The 21727-nt window shown below is 70.8% G+C and carries 20 protein-coding genes; 12 read left to right on the top strand and 8 right to left on the bottom strand.

Features of this window, described 5'->3' with window-relative positions:
* Positions 1-28: 28 nt before the first annotated feature.
* From AMYBE_RS0108770 to AMYBE_RS0108740, 7 genes are all read left to right on the top strand, one after another.
* Positions 29-925, top strand: coding sequence for a universal stress protein (locus AMYBE_RS0108770; protein ID WP_020658992.1), 897 nt, complete (start codon positions 29-31; stop codon positions 923-925).
* Positions 926-1236: 311 nt separating this feature from the next.
* On the top strand, positions 1237-1383 hold the full coding sequence (locus tag AMYBE_RS44695; protein ID WP_020658991.1) for a hypothetical protein: 147 nt from the start codon (positions 1237-1239) through the stop codon (positions 1381-1383).
* A complete protein-coding gene (locus tag AMYBE_RS41155) occupies positions 1380-2066 on the top strand; it encodes a cytochrome b N-terminal domain-containing protein (protein WP_020658990.1) in 687 nt (228 codons plus the stop codon). The genes AMYBE_RS44695 and AMYBE_RS41155 overlap by 4 nt, the downstream gene beginning before the upstream one ends.
* A gap of 5 nt (positions 2067-2071) precedes the next feature.
* Entirely contained in the window at positions 2072-3052 is a 981-nt protein-coding gene (locus AMYBE_RS0108755; protein ID WP_034286863.1) for a hypothetical protein, read from the top strand.
* A gap of 140 nt (positions 3053-3192) precedes the next feature.
* Positions 3193-3948 carry an alpha/beta hydrolase gene (locus AMYBE_RS0108750; RefSeq protein ID WP_020658988.1) on the top strand — a complete coding sequence of 252 codons (756 nt, stop codon included), beginning with the start codon at positions 3193-3195 and terminating at the stop codon, positions 3946-3948.
* A gap of 137 nt (positions 3949-4085) precedes the next feature.
* Positions 4086-5183, top strand: coding sequence for an SDH family Clp fold serine proteinase (locus AMYBE_RS0108745; RefSeq protein ID WP_020658987.1), 1098 nt, complete (start codon positions 4086-4088; stop codon positions 5181-5183).
* Positions 5184-5205: 22 nt separating this feature from the next.
* Positions 5206-6195: a hypothetical protein gene (locus AMYBE_RS0108740; RefSeq protein WP_020658986.1), complete on the top strand. Its 990-nt coding sequence runs from the start codon at positions 5206-5208 to the stop codon at positions 6193-6195.
* A 79-nt stretch (positions 6196-6274) separates the two neighbouring features.
* Here AMYBE_RS0108740 and AMYBE_RS0108735 read toward each other — a convergent pair whose 3' ends face one another.
* Genes AMYBE_RS0108735 through AMYBE_RS0108725 form a run of 3 tightly spaced genes read right to left on the bottom strand, consistent with a single transcriptional unit; the run spans position 6275 to position 8847 of the window.
* A complete protein-coding gene (locus AMYBE_RS0108735; RefSeq protein WP_020658985.1) occupies positions 6275-6670 on the bottom strand; it encodes a DUF302 domain-containing protein in 396 nt (131 codons plus the stop codon).
* A gap of 21 nt (positions 6671-6691) precedes the next feature.
* Positions 6692-7486 (bottom strand): sulfite exporter TauE/SafE family protein, encoded by a 795-nt coding sequence (locus tag AMYBE_RS0108730; protein WP_020658984.1) that lies wholly within the window; start codon positions 7484-7486, stop codon positions 6692-6694.
* On the bottom strand, positions 7483-8847 hold the full coding sequence (locus tag AMYBE_RS0108725) for an MBL fold metallo-hydrolase (RefSeq protein ID WP_020658983.1): 1365 nt from the start codon (positions 8845-8847) through the stop codon (positions 7483-7485). Before AMYBE_RS0108725 ends, AMYBE_RS0108730 begins: the two co-directional genes overlap by 4 nt.
* A gap of 245 nt (positions 8848-9092) precedes the next feature.
* On the opposite strand from AMYBE_RS0108725, the gene AMYBE_RS45400 reads away from it, so the two are divergent.
* Positions 9093-9251: a hypothetical protein gene (locus tag AMYBE_RS45400; protein ID WP_020658982.1), complete on the top strand. Its 159-nt coding sequence runs from the start codon at positions 9093-9095 to the stop codon at positions 9249-9251.
* 599 nt (positions 9252-9850) lie between these two features.
* Here AMYBE_RS45400 and AMYBE_RS0108715 read toward each other — a convergent pair.
* Both AMYBE_RS0108715 and trxA read right to left on the bottom strand, forming a co-directional pair.
* Complete coding sequence (locus tag AMYBE_RS0108715) at positions 9851-10114, bottom strand: metal-sensitive transcriptional regulator (protein WP_020658981.1); 264 nt, start codon at positions 10112-10114, stop codon at positions 9851-9853.
* A 34-nt stretch (positions 10115-10148) separates the two neighbouring features.
* The gene (gene trxA, locus AMYBE_RS0108710) at positions 10149-10508 is read right to left on the bottom strand and encodes a thioredoxin (protein WP_020658980.1); all 360 of its coding nucleotides are present in this window, start codon (positions 10506-10508) and stop codon (positions 10149-10151) included.
* A gap of 292 nt (positions 10509-10800) precedes the next feature.
* On the opposite strand from trxA, the gene AMYBE_RS0108705 reads away from it, so the two are divergent.
* Entirely contained in the window at positions 10801-12180 is a 1380-nt protein-coding gene (locus AMYBE_RS0108705; RefSeq protein WP_020658979.1) for an MBL fold metallo-hydrolase, read from the top strand.
* A complete protein-coding gene (locus tag AMYBE_RS0108700) occupies positions 12177-13478 on the top strand; it encodes an MFS transporter (protein WP_020658978.1) in 1302 nt (433 codons plus the stop codon). The genes AMYBE_RS0108705 and AMYBE_RS0108700 overlap by 4 nt, the downstream gene beginning before the upstream one ends.
* 120 nt (positions 13479-13598) lie before the next feature.
* On the opposite strand, the gene AMYBE_RS41150 is transcribed toward AMYBE_RS0108700, so the two are convergent.
* Both AMYBE_RS41150 and AMYBE_RS0108690 read right to left on the bottom strand, forming a co-directional pair.
* Positions 13599-14879, bottom strand: coding sequence for an alpha/beta hydrolase (locus tag AMYBE_RS41150; protein ID WP_020658977.1), 1281 nt, complete (start codon positions 14877-14879; stop codon positions 13599-13601).
* Positions 14876-15541: a hypothetical protein gene (locus AMYBE_RS0108690; RefSeq protein ID WP_154676148.1), complete on the bottom strand. Its 666-nt coding sequence runs from the start codon at positions 15539-15541 to the stop codon at positions 14876-14878. The genes AMYBE_RS41150 and AMYBE_RS0108690 overlap by 4 nt, the downstream gene beginning before the upstream one ends.
* Positions 15542-15739: 198 nt before the next feature.
* Here AMYBE_RS0108690 and AMYBE_RS41145 point away from each other — a divergent pair, with 198 nt between their 5' ends.
* Together AMYBE_RS41145 and AMYBE_RS0108680 are read left to right on the top strand one after the other, a co-directional pair.
* Positions 15740-16918, top strand: coding sequence for an ATP-binding protein (locus tag AMYBE_RS41145; protein WP_020658975.1), 1179 nt, complete (start codon positions 15740-15742; stop codon positions 16916-16918).
* The gene (locus AMYBE_RS0108680) at positions 16915-17577 is read left to right on the top strand and encodes a response regulator (RefSeq protein WP_020658974.1); all 663 of its coding nucleotides are present in this window, start codon (positions 16915-16917) and stop codon (positions 17575-17577) included. The genes AMYBE_RS41145 and AMYBE_RS0108680 overlap by 4 nt, the downstream gene beginning before the upstream one ends.
* A 30-nt stretch (positions 17578-17607) precedes the next feature.
* Here the strand turns inward: AMYBE_RS0108680 and AMYBE_RS0108675 are convergent, their stop codons facing one another.
* On the bottom strand, positions 17608-21615 hold the full coding sequence (locus tag AMYBE_RS0108675) for a Pls/PosA family non-ribosomal peptide synthetase (RefSeq protein WP_020658973.1): 4008 nt from the start codon (positions 21613-21615) through the stop codon (positions 17608-17610).
* Positions 21616-21727: the final 112 nt, after the last annotated feature.

The following is a 21727-nucleotide window of genomic DNA, read 5'->3' as shown; positions in this document are numbered from 1 at the left end:
ATCCGACGACGGCTCGGAGGGAGTGGCCATGACCGAATCGGCTGTCAAGCCGCTGGTGGCGGGGGTGGACGGTTCGGCCGCGGCGACCCGCGCGGTGCGCTGGGCCGCGCACGAGGCGGTCCGGCGGGACCGCCCCCTGGTGCTTGTGCACGCCTGCGCCCTGGTGCCGATGGCGGTGCCGTACGCCCAGGCGCTGCTGCCTGCCCACCATGAGGCGCAACTGCGGTACGGCCATGAGTGGCTCGCGGCGGCGACGGCGGCGGCCCGCGAAACCGCGCCCGAGGTCCGGGTGAGCACCGACCTGGTCGGCGGCTGGGGCGCGGAGCAGCTGATCGCGCGTTCCGAGGCAGCCGAACTGGTGGTGCTGGGCTCGCGGGGACTGGGCGGCTTCACCGGCTTGGCCGCGGGCTCGACCGCGGTGGCCGTCGCCAGCCACGGAAAATGCCCGATCGTCGTGGTGCGCAGCGCCGATCCGGACACCGAACCGCCGGGAGAGGGCCCGGTAGTCGTCGGCGTCGACGGATCGGCCGTCAGCGCGGCGGCGATCCCGTTCGCGTTCCGGGCCGCCTCCTCGCGCGGCGTTCCGCTCGTGGCGGTCCACACCTGCCTGGACACGTCGCTGCCGAGGCCGGCCTGGCCCAGCGACAGTGCGGACTGGGAGGCGATCCGGCAGGAGCAGCAGGCACTGGTGAGCGAGTGGCTCGCCCCGTGCCAAGCGGACCATCCGGACGTGCCGGTCGAGCTGGTGATCACGCGCCATCGCCCGGCGCGCACCTTGCTCGAACAGACTCAGCACGCTCAGCTGGCAGTGGTCGGCTCCCGCGGCCGAGGCGGTTTCCGCGGCCTGCTTCTGGGATCCACCAGCCAAGCCCTGATCTATCACGCCGCCTGCCCAGTGGCCGTTGTCCCGCCGACCCGGCCTTGAGCGTAAGCCAGCTCAGACTCCCTTCTTCCGCAGCTCGCGCCGCCGCTGGTCCGTGAAGGGCCCCTTGAGGGAATTAGATTCCCCCAACGGGCCCTTCACGGACCGGTCCGCAGAGCGGCGGGCCTGCACGCCGCACTCGGCGGGGCATTGCCCTACGCGCTGCTCGGCACCTCGATCGCCCGGCGCACGTCCGGGGACACCGAGCACCTGCCGTGCTGATCTGCCCCGATGACCATCGGCCTTCGCGGCAGAGGATTTAGACCCTCCCGGCGGGTAGCCGGCCAGCGCACCGTGAGGCGGAGGTGAATACCATGAGCGGGACCTACTTGCACTGGGGCGTCATCCAGATCTCCCTGGCCAACTTGCTGATCATCGCGATCATGCTGGTCGTGTTCGCGCTGGCTTTGCTGATCCCGTTCCCTGGGCGGCACGGCCGGGACCGAGGGGAAGGCCGATGACCGCGGCCGCCGAGGACGGCGCACGCGGCAACTGGACCGTCGGGCTGCGGAAGCGGCTCGGGCGGGCCGTCCCCCCGGGACAATGGCTGCCTGATCGGCAGCCGGTGTACGTGTCGTCCTGGACCTACGTCTTCGGCGTCGCGACTCTCGCCTCGTTCCTGGTCGTGCTGGCCTCCGGTCTGGTTCTCACCCTCGGCGGCATCACCTGGTGGCACGTGTCCGGTCTAGGCCACTTCGTGAACTCGGTGCACCTGTGGAGCGTCGAACTGTTCTTCGCCACCATGGTGATCCACCTCTGGGGCAAGTTCTTCATGGCGGCATGGCGCGGCCGGCGGGCGCTGACCTGGATCACCGGCGCCATCGCATTCGTCGGCTCGATCGGGACGGCTTTCACCGGCTATCTGTCGCAGACCGATTTCGACTCCCAGTGGATCAGCACCCAGGCCAAGGACGGGCTCAACTCGGTGGGCATCGGTTCGTTCTTCAACACTCTGAACCCGGGACAGATGCTGCTCTGGCACGTCGCGCTGCTGCCGTTCGCGGTCGGACTGCTCACCGTGGCGCACCTGGTCCTCGTGCGCCGGCACGGCGTGGTGCCGCCCCTCGACGCGAACCCGCCGGCGCACGACGAGCCGGCCGGCGACCCCGAGCAGGCCGCCGCCGACCTGTCCGAGAGCCGGTGACCGCCATGTCCGCCCGCTCCCGCCGCGCTGCCACTCCCGACTCCCACGACTTCCCCACCCGGCCGTACGACCTGGTCCGGGAATTCACCATCGCACTGGTCGTCGTGACGGTCCTGGCCGTCGCGCTGGCCGCGGTCTTCTCTTCGCCGGACGAGAAACCGATCACCATGGCCGACTGGGCGAACAACGCGCCCGCCGACGTCGTCGCCACCGCGGCCGGCGAACTGGCCGGCACCACCACGAGCGCCGGCTATGGCGCTCCCTACAACACCGCCGGCTCGGGGCAACAGGTCGGTCCGTTCGCGCCTCAGCACTGGGCAGGCGTGACCATCCCGGTCGACCCCGCGAACGATCTCGTGCTGACGCCGCTGAACCGCATCCGGAGCGACGCCGCACTGACCGCCGCACTGTCCCAGTGGAACAGCGCATCGGCTACCGCGCAGTCGGCATGGAGCAACGCCTATGTGACCGCGCTCGCCGCTGCCCCGGACGGCAGCCCGGCAGCGGTGAAACCCGGCGACTACGGCCCAGTGCCCGTCCTCAGCGCGAAATTCCTCGACCTGGCGCGTTCCGGCGGGCTGGAGGGCTCCCTGGACTCCTCGGGCACGTTCTACGGCGGCGACGCGACCCGCGGCTTGCTGCTCCTGGCCGACGGCGCCTACCTCGAGGATCGCGCCAACGCGAGCAACCTCGGCGGCCGGCAGTGGGGCATGATGAACGAGGTCGGGAACTATCCCGGCCAGCCGTGGATGTGGCTGTACACGTTCTGGTACCAGATCCCGCCGTTCTCGTCCTCCCCCAACGCCGACGCCCAGGTCTGGCTCATCATGCTGGTCCTGACGCTGGCCCTGATCCTGCTGCCGTTCATCCCGGGCCTGCGTTCGATACCCCGGCTCGTGCCGCTGCACCGGCTCATCTGGCGGGACTACTACCGTGCCGCGGCTCACCCGGCACCGCTCGAACCAGCCAGGCCGGACCGCTCTTGAGGGCACCGGCGCGCCCGCGCGATCAAGCCGGTCGCACCCCAATGCCACATTGGGTGCATCGCACGCACCCAATGTGGCATTCGCTGCATCTGATGCGCCAGCGCGTCGCAGAGATGGGCGCGATGGAGTAGAACGCGGCTATGCAGGTCACTTCGGAGACGACGTCCGGCGGTGTCGCCGAGCGCTCGTTCACGGTCGGGGACATCCGCGGCACCGTGTGGACTTCGGCCGGCACGCCCAGCGCCAGCCCGCTGATTCTGCTCGGCCATGGCGGTGGTCAGCACCAGGGTTCCGAGGCATTGGCGGCCCGGGCCCGCCGCTATGTCACCGACGGCGGTTTCGCCGTCGCCGCGATCGACTTGCCCGGTCATGGCGCGCGCCCGCGGACCGAGCGCTATCAGCAGCTGCTCGCCGCGATCCGGGATAACGCGGCCGAGGGCGCGCCGAGGGCCAGCGAGGTACGGCGCTACAACGCGGAACTCGCGGCGCAGCCGGTCCCCGAATGGCAGGAGATGCTGGACGCGTTGCTCACCCTCGACGAGATCGCCGAGCCGGTCGGCTACTGGGGCGTGTCGATGGGGACAGCTATCGGTATCCGCCTGCTGGCGGCCGAGCCCCGCATCACCGCCGCCGTGCTCGGTTTGGCCCATGGCCGCGCGCTTCTCCCCCTCGCCGCCTCGATCACGATACCCATCGAATTCCTGCTCCAATGGAACGACGACCTAGTGCCCCGCGAGGCGGGTCTCGCACTGTTCGATGCGTTCGCGTCCGAGGAGAAGAGCCTGCACGCGAATCCCGGACGCCACCACGAGATCCCGTTCTTCGAGCTGGAAAGTTCGCAGCGGTTTTTCGCCCGCCATCTCCGCGCCCGAACCGGTCCGCTCTTTCCCGATTAGTGCCTTAGGTTGCTTCGCCAGTGACTTGTGACCTGATGACATTCGCGGTACGTGGCGGATGCTGAAGATTGCGCGACGCCCTTGGGCACCGGATCGCGGAAGGGACAGCGCACAGGCAGCGACGGAGGCGGGGTCCGATGAACGACGAGCACGCAGGCGGTACCGCGGCGGCCGACGAACGCGCGAGCGCACTTGACGTCGGTTTGCGAGCGGAAGCCGAAAAGATGACTTTCGAGGAGTACCAGCGGGTCGTGCAGGCGGGGCACGACCTGGCGCAGTGCGAGCCCGGGATCTGGTTGCTCATCAGTGGCAAGTTCGTCTCGGACAACAAAGAGAAGGGCACCGAGGGGCATCTCAAGGACATGCTCCGCGGCGCCTTCGGTTATCCGGAGCCGGAGGACGCCGCGCCGGAAACAACGTTGCACGTCCTGCTCGATTCGCCCGGCGGCAGCCTGGACAGCGCCTACAGTTCGGCGATGTACCTGGCGAAGTACGCGAAGACGGTCAAGGTTTACGTGCCCAACCGCGCCAAGAGCGCCAGCACGCTCCTGGCGCTCGGAGCGGACGAACTGTATCTGTCGCCGTTCGGCGAGCTCGGCCCCCTGGACACGCAGATCGCCGATCCGCGCAACCCGGCCAGCCTCATGTCGGCGCTGGACTGCTACCAGAGCGTCGACTATGTCAGCGATTTCGCGATCCGGACGTTTCAGCTGGTGCTTCCCGAGCTGCTCAAGCAGACCGGCGGGAAGATCGCGGTCGAGGAACTCCTCAAAATCGCCAGCACCTACACCCTGGGCATAGTGCGGCCCATGATGGAGAGCGTGACCGCGCTGAACCTCGGCGGCTGGGGCCGGAGCCTGCGGATCGGCGAGCACTACGCCCGCCGGCTGCTGCGGATGCGACTGGAAGAAGTCGACGAAAAACGCATCGAGGACGTCGCCAGGAAACTCGTCTTCCAGTACACCCACCACCTGTTCCCCATCGACTGCCAGGAGGCGGACCGGATCGGGCTGCCGGCGAGTTTGATGAAGAAGGACGTTTACGACCGGGCGGCGGCGGTCGTCGAAAGCTGCAACCGGAAAGACTTCGTGGGCTTCCTCAGCAAAGACGAGGCCAAGAAGGTCGAGCCGTGGTATCGGGGGCTCAAGAACGGAGATTCGCAATCCGGGGCCTGGGACCGGTATGCCGGCAGCGGTCACGCACAAGCCCAGGCCGGGCGGGTCACGCACAGCTGATGCCGGACGGAGGGCCGAAGGCATGACGAGCGCCGCGGGCCGGCCGGTGCGAAGACTCACCGGCTGGGTGCGCCGCAACCCGGTCCAGAGTCTCGCGTTCATCGTCCTGACCGCCATCACCTTCGGAATGATGTGGATGGCGGTCGCGCTGGCGCTGCGCACCGGCCTGTTCGGGTTCTCCGCCGGCAGCCCGCCGACGAGCCAGGATCTGCCGACCTTCGCCACGTTCATCGGCGGCGGCCTCGCCACCGCCGCGACGATGTTCGGTGCGCTGCTCACGGCCGAACACAATGCCCGCGAACGCAAGCGGCTCGATTTCGAGACGATCACCAAGAGCCTGGAGGCTATTCCGCCCGGGAAGCAGCGAGTAGCCGGCGTGCTCGCCACGGCACTGTTGCTGGGCCAGCCCCGCATCGCCATCCGGATGCTCGAACCCGCCTGGAAAGCCGACGAGGTGGACAACGCGACCGCCACCTGGATCATCGACGAGATCCTCGGCAACGGCACCGCGGACCGCCCGGCCCACTCCGACGGCGAGTCCTCGGATCGCGCCACGATCAAAGAAGCGAGCATCATTCTGCTGCAGCACGCGAAAAGCCTGACGAATCACGCGTCCCGGGGCGACTACGAGTTCGCCGGCCATTTCATGGACGGCTGGGAAGCGGGCCGCGGCGTCCCGCCGGAAGCGAAATACTTCGTCTTGCAGGCGATGGCCGACGTGCTTCTTTCCGAGTCCCCGGACTGGTGGTCCGACGGGCGCGGCCTGCCCAGCTTTCCCCTGGACGCCTGGCTCGACTGCGCGCGCAGACCGGATGAGGACAGCCGCGTCAAGAACTCCGCGGCCGCCCTGTTCAGCGCCCTTTACTCACGCTTTTCCTCCGGCGATCAAGACCGCTACGAGCAGACCCATCCGGGAGCGCGCGGAATTGTCGAAAACGATCTCACCGCGTTCGACGGGAAGGCCGAGCACGAATGCCTCGTACTGGCGCGGAAGATCAAGACCACCTGGTGAGCCGCCCGGAGAACGCGGCGGAGCCTGGCCCCGCGCCCCGCGTCGCGAGCTCCGGCCGCGCGGACCCGGGCGGGTCCGATCACCCCTCGGTAAGGGTGTCCAGCGCGGCACGGATCCGCTTGCCCGCCTCTTCGGCGACCGGCCGGAGTTCCTCGCGTTCGGGCACCTCGATCATCACCCGGGGGTCGAGCGCCTGGACGAGGCTGCGTTCGTCGCCGTCGGCGCGGACGACGACGTTGCACGGCAGGAGCAGGCCGATCATCCGGTCGGCAGTCAGCGCGCGGTGTGCCAGTGGCGGGTTGCAGGCCCCGAGGATGACGTAGGGCTCCATGTCGACCTCGAGCTTCTCGCGCATGGTTGCCTGGACGTCGATCTCGGTGAGCACCCCGAATCCCTGCTCTTTCAGCGCTGCGCGCACCGCGGCGACGGCCTTCTCGTAGGGCAGGTCCACGGTGACGGTCAGGTCGTACTTCATGACTTTTCCTTTCGTGACGGCTCAGCCGCCGTGCAGAGCGGCGGGAGCGAAGACGGCCGCGGCCGCGACAGCGGCGGCGACCAGGAGCACCAGGGAAGCGAACGCTCGCCGGACAACCCGAGCCGGCAGCCGGTCGCCGACCTTTCCGGCCAGCACCGAAGCGAGCAACGCGACAGCAGCGAACACCACCGCGACACCGTAAGGCAGATTCGACACCGTCGCGGCGTGCGCGGCCAGCCCGCCCAGCGAGGTGAGCACGATGACCACCAGCGACGTCGCGACCGCCTCCGGTGCGGTGAGGCCGAGCAGCATGGTCAGCGCGGGCACGATCACGAACCCGCCGCCGACCCCGAACAGGCCGGTCAGCACGCCGACCAGCGCACCGACGGCCAGCGCCTTGGGAACGCAGCTGCGCCAGTTCACCCTGCCCGAGCGGGCCCGGCAGGCGCCGTCCCGCTCCGGCGCGCCGGTGAGCATCCGGACGGCGACCACCGCCATCAGGACCGAGAAGGCGATCAGCAGCCACCGGTCCGGCAGCAGCTTGCCCAGCGCGGTCCCGCCGAACGCGGCCGGCACGCTCGCCGCGGCGAAGACCAGCGCGACCGGCCAGCGGATCACCTTCGACTTCCGCCGGGCGATCAGACCGCCGGCCGCGGAAACGGCGACGACCAGCAGCGACGTCGGGATCGCCGAGCTGAGCGGCAACCCGACGCCGTAGACCAGCGCCGGAATGGCCAGAATCGAGCCGCCCGCACCGAGCAGGCCCAGCGCCGCTCCGATGAACACGCCGAACACCGCGGCCAGCAGGAGCGTCACGACGCGCTCGCGACCAGCGTCAGACCGGCTCGGGCGGCCCGGTCGAAGTCATCGTCGACCGCGACCACATTCCGTCCGGCCGCGGCGAGGACCGAGGCCGCGATCGAAGCGCGGTAGCCGGCCTGGCAGTGCACCCACACCTCGCCGGCGGGCACCTCGCCGAGCCGGTCCAGCAGCTCGTGGAGCGGGACGTGCACGGCCCCGTCGAGGTGGGACTGGGTCCATTCCTGGTTGCGCCGCACGTCCAGGACGACGACCGGGCGGTGGTGGCGGACCATCGCCAGCTCGCCGAAGTCCGCGCGCGGGAACGAGCCGAGCGGCGTGTCGCCGGTCCACGCGTCCGGGGCGCCGTCGGCGGCGGACTCGACCCGGTCGATCCCGATCCGGACCAGTTCGCGCTGCGCGTCCGCGATCTGCTCGGGCGTGTCGCCGAGCAGCGACAGCGGCGTGCCCCAGGGGATGAGCCAGCCCAGGTAGGTGGCGAAGCTGCCGTCCGCGCCGAAGTTGAGCGTGCCCACGACGTGCCCGGCCGCGAACGCGATCCGCGAACGCAGGTCGACGACCCATTCGCCGTTCTCGATGCGCTTGCGCAGCTCGGCCGGATCCGCGGCCTCGGGCGGGCTCAGATCGGGAGCGTCCGGTCCGGCGCTGTTGGCCGGGCCCATATGCGCGTAGTAGGCCGGATAGGCGTCCAGGCCGGCCAGCAACTCGTCGACGTACGCCTGCTCGTCGTGCGTCAGCACCGGGTTGACCTGCTTCTCCCGGCCGATCGTCGACCGCTCGGCGGTGGACTGGGTGGCCGAGCAGAAGCTGCCGAAACCGTGGGTCGGATAGATCTCGGCGTCGTCCGGCAGCACGTCGGCCAGCCGATGTGCCGACGCGTACTGCCGTTTCACCAGTTCACCGGTGTGTTCCGGGCCGAGCAGGTCCGGGCGGCCGGTCGAGCCGTAGAGCAGCGAACCACCGGTGAACACCGCCGCGACCCGCCCCGGCGCCTCCAGCGCATACGACAGATGGGTGAACGTGTGCCCGGGGGTCGCCAGTGCCCGGACCCGCATGGCCGAACCCACCTCGACCACGTCGCCGTCGCCGATCGGAGTGCGCTCGAACGACACCGGGTCGTCCGCGTTGACGTGGTAGGCCGCGCCGGTGGCACGGGCTAGGGCGAGTCCTCCGGTGACGTAGTCGTTGTGGATGTGCGTCTCGAACACGTCGGTGATCCGCCACTCCCGCTGCCGGGCCACGTCCAGGACGCGGTCGATGTCGCGTTGCGGGTCCACGACGAAGGCCGTCGCCCCGTCGCCGACGACGTAGCAGCGGTCGCCCAGGCTCGGCGTGTCGATCGCGATGATCTCGATCATCAGTTCCTCTCTCCCTATACCCCCAGGGGTATCTGGGTCCAGGGTAGCGCAGGTTCGCACCCGGCGCCGGGTACCCCTGGGGGCATAACGGAAACCTGCACCGAAACCGCAGCCGCGGCCAGCATCGCAGCGTTCCGCCGGAGCCGGCAGAGGATTTGGTCCTCGCCGGCCCCGCCGCCACCAGGTACCCCCCGGGGTATAGTGAGGGCACCGGATCCCGGATCTACCCTCACGGAGGAAAGCCCATGTGCCAACGGATCACCTGCTCGAAGTGCGGAAAGCCGAGCTACCGGGGCTGCGGCAACCACGTCGAACAAGTACTCGGCAATGTGCCGGTCTCGAAGCGCTGCTCCTGCGCGGCCGAGCGGCCCGAGCGCAAGTCCTGGCGGCTGTTCCGCCGCTGACCGTCAGGCGGACTGGCCCGCGCTGAAGCGTCGACCGGCCAGGTGAACCTGTCGACGCGAAGCCGCCGAACTGGCCGCAGCAGTTACCAAAAAGCCGGACAGGTGCGCACGACGCACCTGTCCGGCCTTCTTTCGCCGCTTCCGCGGCCGAGGCGGTCTTCCGCGCTGCCGACCGCTTCCCGTGCCGCACGACCGCTTCCCGTGTCGCAACCAGGCATGCCGCGACGGCAACTCGGCTCAGCGCCAGAGCAGGGTCCGCAACAACTCGGCGCGCGACGGCCCCACTGGGGCGATCCTCGCCACCACAACGCAGCGGCCTCACGGGGCGATCCTCGCCACAGCAACGCGGCGCGCGACGTCTTCGCTCGCGCGATCCTCACCACAACAACACAGCGCGCGGCGGCTTTCGCTTACGCGATGCGCGCCAGTACGACGCAGAGCACCGGCCGAGACGAGCCGGACCTCACCTTTCGCCCACAGACGTCGTGAAGGGAACATTGAGGGAATCAGAGTCCCTCAATGTTCCCTTCACGGACGTCGGCAGTGCACTCTCCGGCGGCATTGTGGCCGCAGCTCCCGCTGCCGCCACGATGACTCGGCTACGCCAGCGCCAGAAACAGTTTCTCCAGCTGCTCACGACTGGCCGCGGCTTCCTCGGAATCGTCCACCAGGCACTGCTCCAGCCCGCTGGCGATCAACCGGAAGCCGGCCCGGTCCAGGGCTCGCGACACCGCGGCCAGCTGGGTGATGACATCGCGGCAGTCGCGGCCTTCGTCGATCATCTGGATCACGCCGCCGACCTGGCCCTGCGCCCGCCGCAGCCGTTTGCGCACATCCGCGAGCACATCTTCGTTCAGCTCCACACCGACCTCCTCTGGTACCCCCTAGGGTACCCGCTCACGAGCGCGACCGGGCTTCCGCGTGCACTTCGGCCATGTCGAGCGCCTGCACCTGAGTAATCAGGTCCTCGAGCGCGGCCGCGGGCAGCGCACCCGGCTGCGAATAGACGATGACGCCGTCGCGCACGGCCATCAGCGTGGGAATCGACGAGATGCCGAACGCTTGCGCGAGTTCGACCTGCGCTTCAGTGTCGACCTTGCCGAATTTGATGTCCGGGTACCGGGCGGCGGCCTGTTCGAAGACCGGGGCGAACATCCGGCACGGTCCGCACCACGACGCCCAGAAGTCGACGAGCACCGTGCCCGGGCCGTTGACGATTTCCGTGAAGTTGTCCTTGGTCAGTTCGATGGTGGCCACGAGACCCTCCTAGCTCTCAGATACCCCCCGGCGTATATCACAACTCACCGCTCGCCGGGTTTGTTCCCGCCGCGCGCCTGCCCGGCGGAAACGAAGCAGGACCAGGCGGGGCAGGCCGGAGCCGGCCGTCCGCACGCCCGGATCCGCCCGCGTTGCTCCGCCCGGCGAGGCAAGTTGCGAGGTGTCTCGGAAGCGGTTACCTTCGGATTCAGATACCCCCCTGGGTATTGGAGCCGTCTTCGGGCGGCACGCGCTGCCGACCGGACCCGCCTGAAAACCTGGAGCTTCCGCCGTGTATTTCGCCCAGCACTACCTCGACTGCCTGTCCCAAGCCTCCTACCTGGTCGCTGACGAGACCACCGGCCGCGCCGTCGTCGTGGACCCGCGCCGCGACATCACCGAATACCTCAACGACGCCGAGGCCCGCGGCTTCACCATCGAAGGCGTGATCAACACCCACTTCCACGCCGACTTCATCGCCGGGCACCTGGAAATCGCCGCCCGCACCGGCGCCTGGATCGGGCACGGCCGCCGCGCCGAGGGCGTGGAGTTCCCGATCAACCGGCTCGGCGACGGAGACATCATCAGCCTCGGCGACGTCACCCTGAAGATTCTCGAAACCCCCGGGCACACGCCGGAGTCGATCAGCGTCCTGGTTTACGAGCACGCGGACGACGAAGTCCCGTACGGCGTGCTCACCGGCGACGCGCTGTTCATCGGCGACGTCGGCCGCCCGGACCTGCTGTCTTCGCTCGGTTCCTCGGCCGACGATCTGGCACGGGAGCTTTATCACACGGTGCAGGACAAGCTGATGGCGCTGCCGGACGAGGTGCGGGTCTTCCCGGCCCACGGCGCGGGTTCGGCCTGCGGCAAGAACCTCTCCACCGAACGGCAGTCGACGATCGGCATCCAGCGGCTGACGAACTACGCGTGCGCGCCGATGAGCGAGGACAAGTTCATCGCCCTCGTGACCGAAGCGCAGCCGTCCGCTCCGGACTACTTCGGCCACGACGCCGTGCTCAACCGGAAACGGCGCGATCTGCTGGACGTGCCTCGGCATCTCAAGGCGTTGGCCGCCGAAGACTTCTTCGCCCGGCGGGCCGCGGGCGCGGTCGTGCTCGACGCGCGCGACCCGCAGGAGTTCGCTGCCGCGCACCTGCGCGGCTCGCTCAACGTCCCGGCCGACGGCCGCTTCGCCGAACGGGCCGGAATGGTCCTGCGGCCAGAGGACGAGATCCTCGTCATCGCGCCGGACGGCGCCGAGGAAGAGGTCGTGACCCGGCTGGGCCGGATCGGACTGGACACCGTCGCCGGCTACCTGTCCGACGCCGAAGCCGCATTCCTCACCGTGCCCGGCGAGGTGGACCGCGCGAGCCGGCTCACCGCCGCCGACCTGCGCACCGAACTGGCGCGCACGCCGCGGCCGGTCGTGCTGGACGTCCGGAACACCGGAGAGCTGGCCACGGGCGCCATCGACGGCTCGCAGCACATCCCGCTCGCCGAGCTCGCGCGCCGCCTGGACGAAGTCCCGGACGGCTCCCCGGTGGTGGTGTACTGCGCCGGCGGCTTCCGCTCGGCCATCGCCGCCAGCCTGCTGCGCCGGTCCGGCCGGGCCGACGTCTCCGACCTGACGGGCGGCTACGCCGCCTGGGCAGCAGCGACCGGCCGATGATCCGCCCCGCCGCCGGCCTTCGCCTGGGCATTCGTGCCAACCTCGCTCAGTTCAGCCTGCTGGTCGCGGTCAACGCGTTGGTCGGCGGCGTGCTCGGGCAGGAACGCACGGTGCTGCCGCTGCTGGCCGAGCACAGCTTCCGGCTGACCGGATACACCTTCGTCCTGACCTACGTGCTGGCTTTCGGCGCCACCAAGGCCGCCACCAACTACTTCGCCGGCGCCTGGTCGGACCGCTTCGGCCGCAAACCCGTCCTGCTCGCCGGGTGGCTCGTCGCGATCCCGATCCCGCTGATGCTGATCTGGGCGCCCTCGTGGGGCTGGGTCGTGGCCGCCAACGTGCTGCTCGGCGTCAACCAGGGGATGACCTGGTCGACGACCGTCATCATGAAGATCGACCTCGCCGGGCCGTCCCGCCGCGGCCTGGCGATGGGCCTGAACGAGGCGGCCGGCTACCTCGCGGTCGCCGTCACCGCCGCGGCCACCGGCTACCTCGCCGCCCGTTACGGGCTGCGCCCCGCACCGTTCCTGCTCGGGGCCGCCTATGTCGCGCTGGGCCTGGGGCTGGCCGGGCTCGTCGTGCGCGAAACCCGGGAGCACGCCCGGCTGGAAGCCACCCGGCACACCGCCCGAGGCGACGGCCAGCACGACCACCTGCACGCCGAACTGACCAACCGGCAGGTCTTCGGCCACACCAGCCTGCACGAACCCGCCCTGTCGGCGGCCAGCCAGGCCGGGATGGTGAACAACCTCAACGACGGTCTCGCCTGGGGCCTGTTCCCGATCCTGTTCGCCACGGCCGGGCTCTCGGTCTCGCGCATCGGAATCCTCGCCGCGGTCTACCCCGCGGTCTGGGGCCTCGGGCAGCTGATCACCGGGCCGCTGTCCGACCGCTGGGGCCGCAAACACCTCATCACCGCCGGCATGCTCGTCCAGGCCGCCGCGCTCGCCCTGGTCGCGCTCGCCGACACCTTTTCGATGTGGATCGTGGCCGCGGTGCTGCTAGGCGCGGGCACCGCGCTGGTGTACCCGACCCTGCTCGCGGTCATCGGCGACGTCGCCCACCCCGCGTGGCGCGCCCGCGCAGTCGGGGTCTACCGGCTCTGGCGCGACGGCGGCTTCGCGGTCGGCGCGCTGCTCTCCGGCCTCGTCGCCGACCTGTGGGGCTTGCGCGCCGCGGTCTGGGTCGTCGCCGCGCTCACCGCCGCCGCTGGCATCGTCGTCGCCGTACGCATGTACGAGACCCATCCGAAAGCCCATCGCCTCAGCACGGTTCCCGTGGTGGAGGGCAGCGGCTGACCGCGACCAGAGGATCCGCCGGTCTGTGCCGCGCGACCAGCTTGCCGGTCTGTCCGTGAAGGGCCCCTTGAGGGAATCCAAGTCCCGGAAGGGGCCCTTCACGGACAGGCCAGCGGACTGCTAGCACAGGGTGGCGGACAGAAAGTCGGCCACCATCGTCGTCAGCCGCGCGGAGCCGGGGTTCTGACCCGGGGTGTCGAGGGTGTGGCCGGTGCCGTGCACGGGAACGAGCGTGACACGGGTGCCCGCCGCCCGCAGCCGCGTGGCGAAGTCTGTCGATTGTGGACGGACGAAGTCCTCGTCCCCCTGCAGGATCAGTATTGGCGCGGCGTCCCGCGAAACGTAGCTGTCCGGGCTTCCGGAGCGGCGGACGGACGGGTCGGTGCCGAGTCCGATGCGGGCGATGAGCCGTTGGACCGGCTCGGCGGCCTCCAGGTGCGCGAGATCGGCCGGACCGAACATGTCGACCACGGCGGCCACCGCGCTCGTCTGCTCCAGGTACTGGCCGGTGTCGAATCCGGCGTCCGGACCGGCGGTGCCGAGCAGCGCGGACAGGGTTCCGCCCGCACTGCTGCCCCAGACGCCGATCTTGCCCGGGTCGATGCCGAATTCGCCCGCGTGCGCTTTGAGGAACCGGACCGCGCACTTGGCGTCGACGATCGGAGCCGGCCACGCTGCGGCCGGCGCGAGGCGGTAGTCGATCGACGCGACCAGGAAGCCGCGGGAAGTCAGTTCCCGTTGCAGCGACGGGAAAAGCGCGCCGTCGGAGTTGGCGAGCACGGCGCCGGTCCCGTCGGGTTTGCGGTCGCCGAGGACGAATCCGCCGCCGTGGACGTACAACGCGACCGGCACCCGGCGCGGCACCGCGGGCGAGTAGAGGTCCATCCGCAGCGGGATCCCGTCCGGGCGGCAGTACTCGACGGTCCGGGCGTTCCCGCTCGCCGTCGCGCCCGCCGCCGCGGTCACCGTTCCGGCCGTTGCGAGAGCGACCGCCAAGACGGCGGCAGGCACCGCGGCCAGCCAGCCGCTCACCCGCGCCCAGCGCGCCCGAGCCGGGCGCGGGTGCCGCAGGACGACGGTCAGCAGACCGGCGAGAGCGATCCCTTGCAGGACCGCGGCGAACCAGTCGGTGACGCCGAGTGCCGTGTCGGCGGACCGCCACGGACTCGGCCCCGGCAAGACGTGCAGCACGCGATCCATTACCCAGAACGCGAACCCGGTGCCCACGACGGATACCGCCCAAGGCGCCCGGACCAACGAAATCGCCTGGCCAAGGGCGAGGACCGCGAACAGCGCCGCGTACGCCGGGGTGACCGACCAGAGGGTCGGCACGGTCGCGGCCTGGATCGCGGCGGCCCCGAGCGCCGCCACCGCCGCGACCACGAACAGCGGGCGGGTCATCGCGGGCTCCGGACCAGGTCGCGGCGGACGACCCCGGCGAGCCAGACGCCCGCCAGCAGCCCGAGGACTCCCCCGGCCAGCCGGATCGAGTGGATCGGCACCGGGACGGAGATCAGCACCGAGGACACCGCGACAGCGACGATCGCGGCCCGCGAGACGGTGGTGGATTTCCACAGTGCGGTGCAGAACAACACCAGTCCGATCGGCACGAGCACCGCCGGATAGAGCATCGCTCCCCACGGCCAGACGAAGAAGCCGTCGGCGACGGTCATCGCGGCGGGGTTCCCGGCCTGGTAGGCGTGCGCCAGCGCGGGGATCGCGTAGGTGATCACACCCAGCGCGGCCAGCGTGAACCCGGTACCGAGCACTGAGCACACCAGGGCCGGGACGACCAGCCGCCGGCTCGCCCGGCGCACGAGGAAACCGAACAGGGCGAGCAGGCCGAACAGTCCGAACAGGACCGACGTGATGCTGCCCGCCAGATTGCCGAGGAAATAGCCCGGCCCGGCGGCGACCGCGGCTTCGGCCGCCGCCGGAACGCCGTAGCCAACGCTGTTGAAGGTACCGAGGTTTCCGACCAGCTTGAGCGCGTTTCCCAGCGGCAGCGCCAGAATCCCGACGCGTACCAGAGTGTCCGCGTTTGCGGCGGGGGAACCGATCATGACGTTCTCTCCGATCTCGGATGTGTCGTTGCCCCGGAATCGTGCGGGCCGGGCGGTCTCCGGCACGTCCCGTCGACAGGGTCACTTCGCCGGCTCCGCTCGCTGCAGCGCCCGCGTTGGCGTACTCCGGCTGCAGTACGCCAACGGTCCCCGTGCGGGGGACGCCACGACCGCACGAACCTCCGTACGCTGCTGGCCATGCCCGCACCCGACCGCCCCCGATGGCTCCCGGCCACGCTGTTCGCGGTGCTGATGCTGCTGCTCACTGTCGGTGGTTCGGTCGGCGAGGCCCGCCCGCTGCAACCCGCCGACCAGGTCTACGACGGCCATCCGGTGCCGGTCCCGCAGTGGTGGGCCTACCTGTTCGTCGCGATCGCGGCCCTCGCGCTTGCCTGGCGGCGCAGCCGGCCCTGGCCGGTGCTCGCCGTGTCCGTCGCCGGGGTCGCGATCTACACCGCTCTGGGCTACGTCAACGGCGCTGCGCTGCTGGCCCCGCTGGTCGCGCTCTACACCGTTTCCGCGCTGTCCCCGGTGCGCGAAGCCGTGCTCGCCGCCATCGCCACGGTGGTCCCGCTCGGCGTGCTCACCGCGGTGTTCAACCCGCTCGGCACCTTCGGCGGCGCCTTCCCGGTGTTCCCGGTGACCGCCGGGCTCGCCCTCGCCACCGGCATCGCGGTCGCCAACCGACGGGGCCGGATCTCGGCGCTGGAAGCCCGGGCCGAGCTGGCCGAACGGACCCGCGACGAGGAAGCCCGCCGCCAGGTCGACGCCGAGCGCCTGCGCATCGCCCGCGAATTGCACGACGTGGTCGCCCACACGATGTCGACCATCAACGTCCAGGCCGGTGCCGCCGCGTACGCCCACCCGGACCTGCCAGAACCGGTCACGCAGGCGCTCGCCGCGATCAAGGACGCCAGCAAGCGCGGCCTCGGCGAACTGCGGGCGATCCTGGCCGTCCTGCGCCAGGCCGACCAGGACGAGTCCACCCAGCCGGTCCCCGGGCTGCACGCACTCGGCGCGCTCGCCGAGACGATGACCACCGCCGGGCTGCCGACCACCGTCCGCACCACCGGCGCCGAGGCGCCGCTGCCCGCTCCGGTCGACCTCGCCGCCTACCGGATCATCCAGGAATCCCTCACCAACGCGCTGCGGCACGCCGCCCCGGCCAGCGCGACCGTCACGCTCGTTTACACCGACCGCCACCTCGACATCGAGGTCACCGACACCGGCCCCGGCCCGTCCTCCGCGACCGGAACCGGCCACGGGATTCGCGGCATGAGCGAACGCGCCGCCGCGGCCGGCGGCTCCCTCACGACCGGACCCGGCCGCCGCGGCGGCTTCCGCGTCCACGCGCACCTGCCTCGGGAGACCCCGTGATCCGTGTCCTGCTCGCCGACGACCAGGCCCTCATCCGCGCCGGATTCCGGATGCTGCTCGACGCCGCCGACGAGATCGAAGTCGTCGGCGAAGCCGCCGACGGGGCCGAAGCGGTCCGCCTCGCCGTCCGCACCCGCGCGGACGTCGTCCTGATGGACATCCGCATGCCGGGTACCGACGGTCTCGAAGCGACCCGTCGCATCGCCGCCGACGACGACCTCGCGGGCGTCCGGGTCCTGATCTTGACCACCTACGAGGCCGACGAATACGTGTACGAGGCGCTGCGCGCCGGCGCGTCGGGCTTCCTGGTCAAGGACACCGACCCGGCCGACCTCGTGCAGGCGGTCCGGGTCGTCGCGGCCGGCGAGGCACTGCTCTCCCCGCGCATCACCCGGCGGCTCATCGCCGACATCGCCGCGCGCCCCCAGCCCCGTGCCGGCGCCTACCGCATCGACGCACTCACCGACCGCGAACGGGAAGTGCTGACTCTCGTGGCTCGCGGCCGCTCCAACGACGACCTCGCCCGCGAACTCCACGTCAGCCCGCTGACCGCGAAAACGCACCTCTCCCGCATCATGACCAAGCTCGACGCCCACGACCGCGCCCAGCTCGTCATCGCCGCGTACGAAACCGGCCTGGTCGCGCCCGGCAGTCCCTGAGGGCGGGCCTCCTGCCCAGCGGAGGAACAATCAGCGCCGGTGCGCACCCGCTCTGCGCACCGGCGCTTCGCGGTGGGTGCCCGGCAGCCGGGAGATCCCGCGCGCCGGAATGCCCCGCCAGCCGGTGCCCGCCGGAAGCTGTTCGCCCTTCATCACCAACGACATCGCGTCCACCACGGTCTGCTTGCCGACCGTACTGTCGTACAGCACCACCGAACGCGCCCCGACGCTTGCGCCCTCGCGTATGTCCACAGTAGACATCTTCATCACGCGGTCTTCGAAAAGGTGCGTCTGAAGCGATGTCGACGGGCCGACGCACACGTCGTCGCCCAGGCGGACGAGGTCGAACTCGGTGAGGTAGGTCGTCGCGATCCAGCAGCGTTTGCCGATGCGCGCGCCGAACAAGCGCAGGACCGGCCCCAGCAGCGGCGTGCCGGTCAGGAAGGACAGGAACGCGGGCACAGCGGCGGTTTCGTACAACGCCGTCACGAACTCGGTGCGGCGCACGAACCGGCTCCACAGCGGCTCGACGCGCGGCCGGTACCGCCCGACGATCAGCCACTTCGCGGCGACCACCGCCAGCACCACGCCGAACCCGCTCAGCAGCGCGGCGACCGGCGTCAGCAGGACCGCACCGAGCGGTCCGGCCGTCTTCGCGGCCCACAACTGCGCCAGCAGCACGCCGTACCCGGCGGCGGCCAGCAGGCTCCCCGGGACCACGATCCGGAAGAACTCGATGACCAGCCGCTCGGCGACCCGCAGCCGGGTCGGGCGGAAGGTCAGCTCGTCCGCGAAGTCGCCGCTGTCCTGCCGGCGCGGGAGCCGGATCGGCGGGGTGCCCAGCCACGACGTGCCGTCCGGGCTGCCGGCGGCGGGAGCGGCGGTGTGCACTCCGATCAGGCAGCCGTCGCCGACGGAAGTGCCGGAACGCAGGAACGAGGCGTTGCCGAGGAACGACCGGTTTCCGACGGTCGTCCGCCCGACCGCCAGCTGGCCGTGGCAGTAGGTGGCGGCGCCGACGGCGGCCATGTCGGCGACGAAACTCTCGGCACCGAGGGTCAGCAGCCCGGGGTCGAGCTGGGAAGCGGTCGACACCTCGGCGCGCGGCCCGATGCGAGCGCCGAGCGCACGCAGCCAGCCGGGCGTGTACAGCGTCGAGTAGAGCGAGTTCGTCGCGGCGAGGCTCGACTGGAGCAGTTTGTCCGCGATCCACTTGCGCAAGCCGAAGCCGGACGCGACGGAGTAGATGCCGGGAACGGTGGCCGGGAGCACCAGCCGCTTGCCGGTGAAGACGACGAGGCACACGCTGCCCGCGGACACCGGCCCGGCCAGCAAGCAGGCCCACCAGCCGCCTGCGACGCCGTGGGTGAGATAGAGCCAGCTGCCGAGTGCGATGGACGGGGCGAGAAACAGCAGCGGCAGCAGCTCGATCGCCAGCCACGCCGCCGCGAACCGGGCCAGGAATCCGCGCGTCGGCGGCTGGCCGCGGCGGGCCCGCAGCGCCGCCACAAGCGGGTCGGTCTCCGCGGCCCGCTGTGCGGGAGAACCAGTCCAGTACTGCCCGGCCGGGATCCGCTGACCGGCGGTCGCCGCCGACATCTCCGCGAGGCCCGCGCCGGCGGCCAGCTCGGCCCCCGGTTCGACGACCGCGTTGGCCCCGATGAAAACCCGGTCGCCGAGCACGACCGGCGCGATCCGGACCCGGTTTCCCTCGACCCGGACGGCCTGCAGATGCGCGCCGTACCCGACGCTGACGTCCTCGCCGATGCTCAGCAGCGACGGCAGCGCCAGGTTCGCGCTCGCGAGCTGGCAATGCCGCCCCACCCGGGCGCCGAGCAGCCGCAAATACCATGGCAGCACAGGAGAACCGCTCATCGAACCGAGCGGCGAGAGAGCCAGCAGTCCGTGCACCAGCCACACCCGGAAGTACGCGGCGCTCCACAATGGATAGTCACCGGGCCGCACTCCCCGGGACAGCAGCCGCACCCCGGCGATCGGCAGCAGGAAACGGGCCAGCAGATAGGCCACCGGCGAAATCGCGACCAGCTGCCACACCGTGCCGAGGGACAGCACTCCCCCGGAAAGGCCGAGCACTGTCGCGGCCGGGCTCCCGAGCAGCACCAACAGCACGCACAACGTGCCGAGTTGCGCGGTGCCCCATCCGAACAGCCGGGCCCGGCCGGCCCGCTCGACCGGCGCGGCCGGAATCCGCCGCGCCTGCGCGGGCGCGCGGTGGGCCAGCACCCGAGCGAGCCCGCGGATCGTGGGATGGGCATAGACGTCGGCGACGGACACGTCCGGTGCCACCCGCCGTTCGCGCAGAAGCGACACCGCTCGTGCGGCCAACAGCGAATGGCCGCCGAAATCGAGGAAGAAGTCGGCGGTCACCGACACGTCCGGCGTGCCGAGCAGTTCGGTCCACACCGCGGCGAGCGCGCGCTCCGCATCCGTTTCGGCGGGCACCGTCGCGGCGGCGTGGAAACGGGTGCCGGAGGGACGCGGAAGGCGGCCGCGATCCACCTTGCCGCTCGGCATCATCGGCAGTTCGGCGAGCACGTCGACGTACGCGGGAACCATCGACGCGGGCAGGCGCTGCCGCAGAGTTTCCCGCAGCGCCGCGATGATCGCGTCGCGATCGTGCCTGCCGCGGGCGAACATCAGGTACGCGACGAGGTCCTCGGTCGGCGCGTCGGGATGCGGCGCCACCGCGGCCGCCGCCACCTGGGGGTGCTCCATCAGGACGCTCTCGATCTCTTGGAGATCGATGCGGTGCCCGCGGATCTTGACCTCCGAGTCGGCTCGGCCGAGGTACTCGATCTCGCCGCCGGGGAGCACCCGCCCGAGGTCGCCGGTGCGGTAGAGCCTGCCGCCGCCGGTGATCCGGGGATCGTCCAGGAACCGGTCGGCGGTCAGCTCCGGCCGGTTCAGGTAGCCGAGCGCGACACCCGGCCCCCCGATGCAGATCTCCCCCACCGCGCCGTCCGGGACCGGCCGCCGCCGCTCGTCCAGCAGCCGGATCCGGTAGGTCGGCAGGGCCCGGCCGATGGTGACCGGACGTCCGGGCACCAGCTCGCACCACGTCGCGGTGACGGTCGCCTCGGTGGGACCGTAGGTGTTGAGCATCCGCCGCCCGGGCCGGCTCCACCGGCTGACCAGCTCGGCGGGGCAGGCCTCGCCGCCGACGAAGACGGTGCGGATGCCGGGCAGGTCGCGATCCACCGTGGCCAGGACCGTGGGCACGCAGTACAGGAGCGTGATGCGGTGGCGCTCCAGGAAATCCGCCAGCCCGGACCCGATCCGGTCGGCTCCGCCCGGACCGGCGACCAGCGTCGCGCCCGCCGCCCAGGTAGGCCAGACCTCCTCGATGGAGAAATCGAACGCGATCGTCATGCCCTGGTGCACGCGGTCGGTGCGGCGCACCCGGTAGACGTCCGCGACGACCCCGATGAAGTTGCAGATGCTCGCCTGGCTCACCGCGACGCCCTTGGGCCGTCCGGTCGACCCGGAGGTGTAGATGACATAGCACTCGTCGCGGTCCACCGGCCAGAGCCGGGGCCGGGCCGCGCTCGCCCGCGCCGACGCCGCGACGAGCTCCTGCGGCCGGACCACCGGACAGCGAACCTCAGTCGTCGCAGAGGCCAGCTCGGGGGCGGCCAGCAGAACGTCGAGCGCCGCGTCGGAGGCGACGTAGCCGACGCGGTCCGCGGGAGCGGCGGGATCGATCGGCACGAAGGCGGCCCCGGTCTTGAGCACCGCGAGCAGCGCGACGTACATGTCGGTGGAGCGCGGGATAAGCAGGCCCGCCCGGCGGTGCGGTCCGAGCCCGCCGCGGATCAACACGTGCGCCAGCCGGTTCGCGCGCTCGTCCAGCTCCCGGTAGCTGAGCCGGTCCGGCCCGCACTCCAGCGCTACCGCATCCGGTGTTTCGTCGCACGCCCGCTCGAAGAATTCGTGCAGCCGCACCGGAAACGGCGCACGCCGGGACACCGGGCGGAAACGTGCGGTGTCTTCAAGGGAAAGCGACAGATCCTCGCTCACAACATTTCCGTTCTGCGGTGGGCTTCGGGAGAGGACGAAGGCGAATCAGTCGCAACTGGCCGAACGCGGGCGGAACGGGCGAAAAACGTCCGGAGCGGACGTTTTCGTTCTC

Source organism: Amycolatopsis benzoatilytica AK 16/65 (assembly GCF_000383915.1).
Classification (GTDB): domain Bacteria; phylum Actinomycetota; class Actinomycetes; order Mycobacteriales; family Pseudonocardiaceae; genus Amycolatopsis; species Amycolatopsis benzoatilytica.
This window is presented reverse-complemented; position numbering and strand designations above follow the sequence as displayed.

Coding starts and splice junctions, on each gene's coding strand:
- AMYBE_RS0108740 (WP_020658986.1), top strand. CDS start 5,206: ATGACGAGCGCCGCGGGCCGGCCGGTGCGAAGACTCACCGGCTGGGTG.
- AMYBE_RS0108735 (WP_020658985.1), bottom strand. CDS start 6,670: ATGAAGTACGACCTGACCGTCACCGTGGACCTGCCCTACGAGAAGGCC.
- AMYBE_RS45400 (WP_020658982.1), top strand. CDS start 9,093: ATGTGCCAACGGATCACCTGCTCGAAGTGCGGAAAGCCGAGCTACCGG.
- AMYBE_RS41150 (WP_020658977.1), bottom strand. CDS start 14,879: ATGACCCGCCCGCTGTTCGTGGTCGCGGCGGTGGCGGCGCTCGGGGCC.
- AMYBE_RS0108770 (WP_020658992.1), top strand. CDS start 29: ATGACCGAATCGGCTGTCAAGCCGCTGGTGGCGGGGGTGGACGGTTCG.
- AMYBE_RS44695 (WP_020658991.1), top strand. CDS start 1,237: ATGAGCGGGACCTACTTGCACTGGGGCGTCATCCAGATCTCCCTGGCC.
- AMYBE_RS41155 (WP_020658990.1), top strand. CDS start 1,380: ATGACCGCGGCCGCCGAGGACGGCGCACGCGGCAACTGGACCGTCGGG.
- AMYBE_RS41145 (WP_020658975.1), top strand. CDS start 15,740: ATGCCCGCACCCGACCGCCCCCGATGGCTCCCGGCCACGCTGTTCGCG.
- AMYBE_RS0108750 (WP_020658988.1), top strand. CDS start 3,193: ATGCAGGTCACTTCGGAGACGACGTCCGGCGGTGTCGCCGAGCGCTCG.
- AMYBE_RS0108690 (WP_154676148.1), bottom strand. CDS start 15,541: ATGATCGGTTCCCCCGCCGCAAACGCGGACACTCTGGTACGCGTCGGG.
- AMYBE_RS0108745 (WP_020658987.1), top strand. CDS start 4,086: ATGAACGACGAGCACGCAGGCGGTACCGCGGCGGCCGACGAACGCGCG.
- AMYBE_RS0108700 (WP_020658978.1), top strand. CDS start 12,177: ATGATCCGCCCCGCCGCCGGCCTTCGCCTGGGCATTCGTGCCAACCTC.
- AMYBE_RS0108725 (WP_020658983.1), bottom strand. CDS start 8,847: ATGATCGAGATCATCGCGATCGACACGCCGAGCCTGGGCGACCGCTGC.
- AMYBE_RS0108755 (WP_034286863.1), top strand. CDS start 2,072: ATGTCCGCCCGCTCCCGCCGCGCTGCCACTCCCGACTCCCACGACTTC.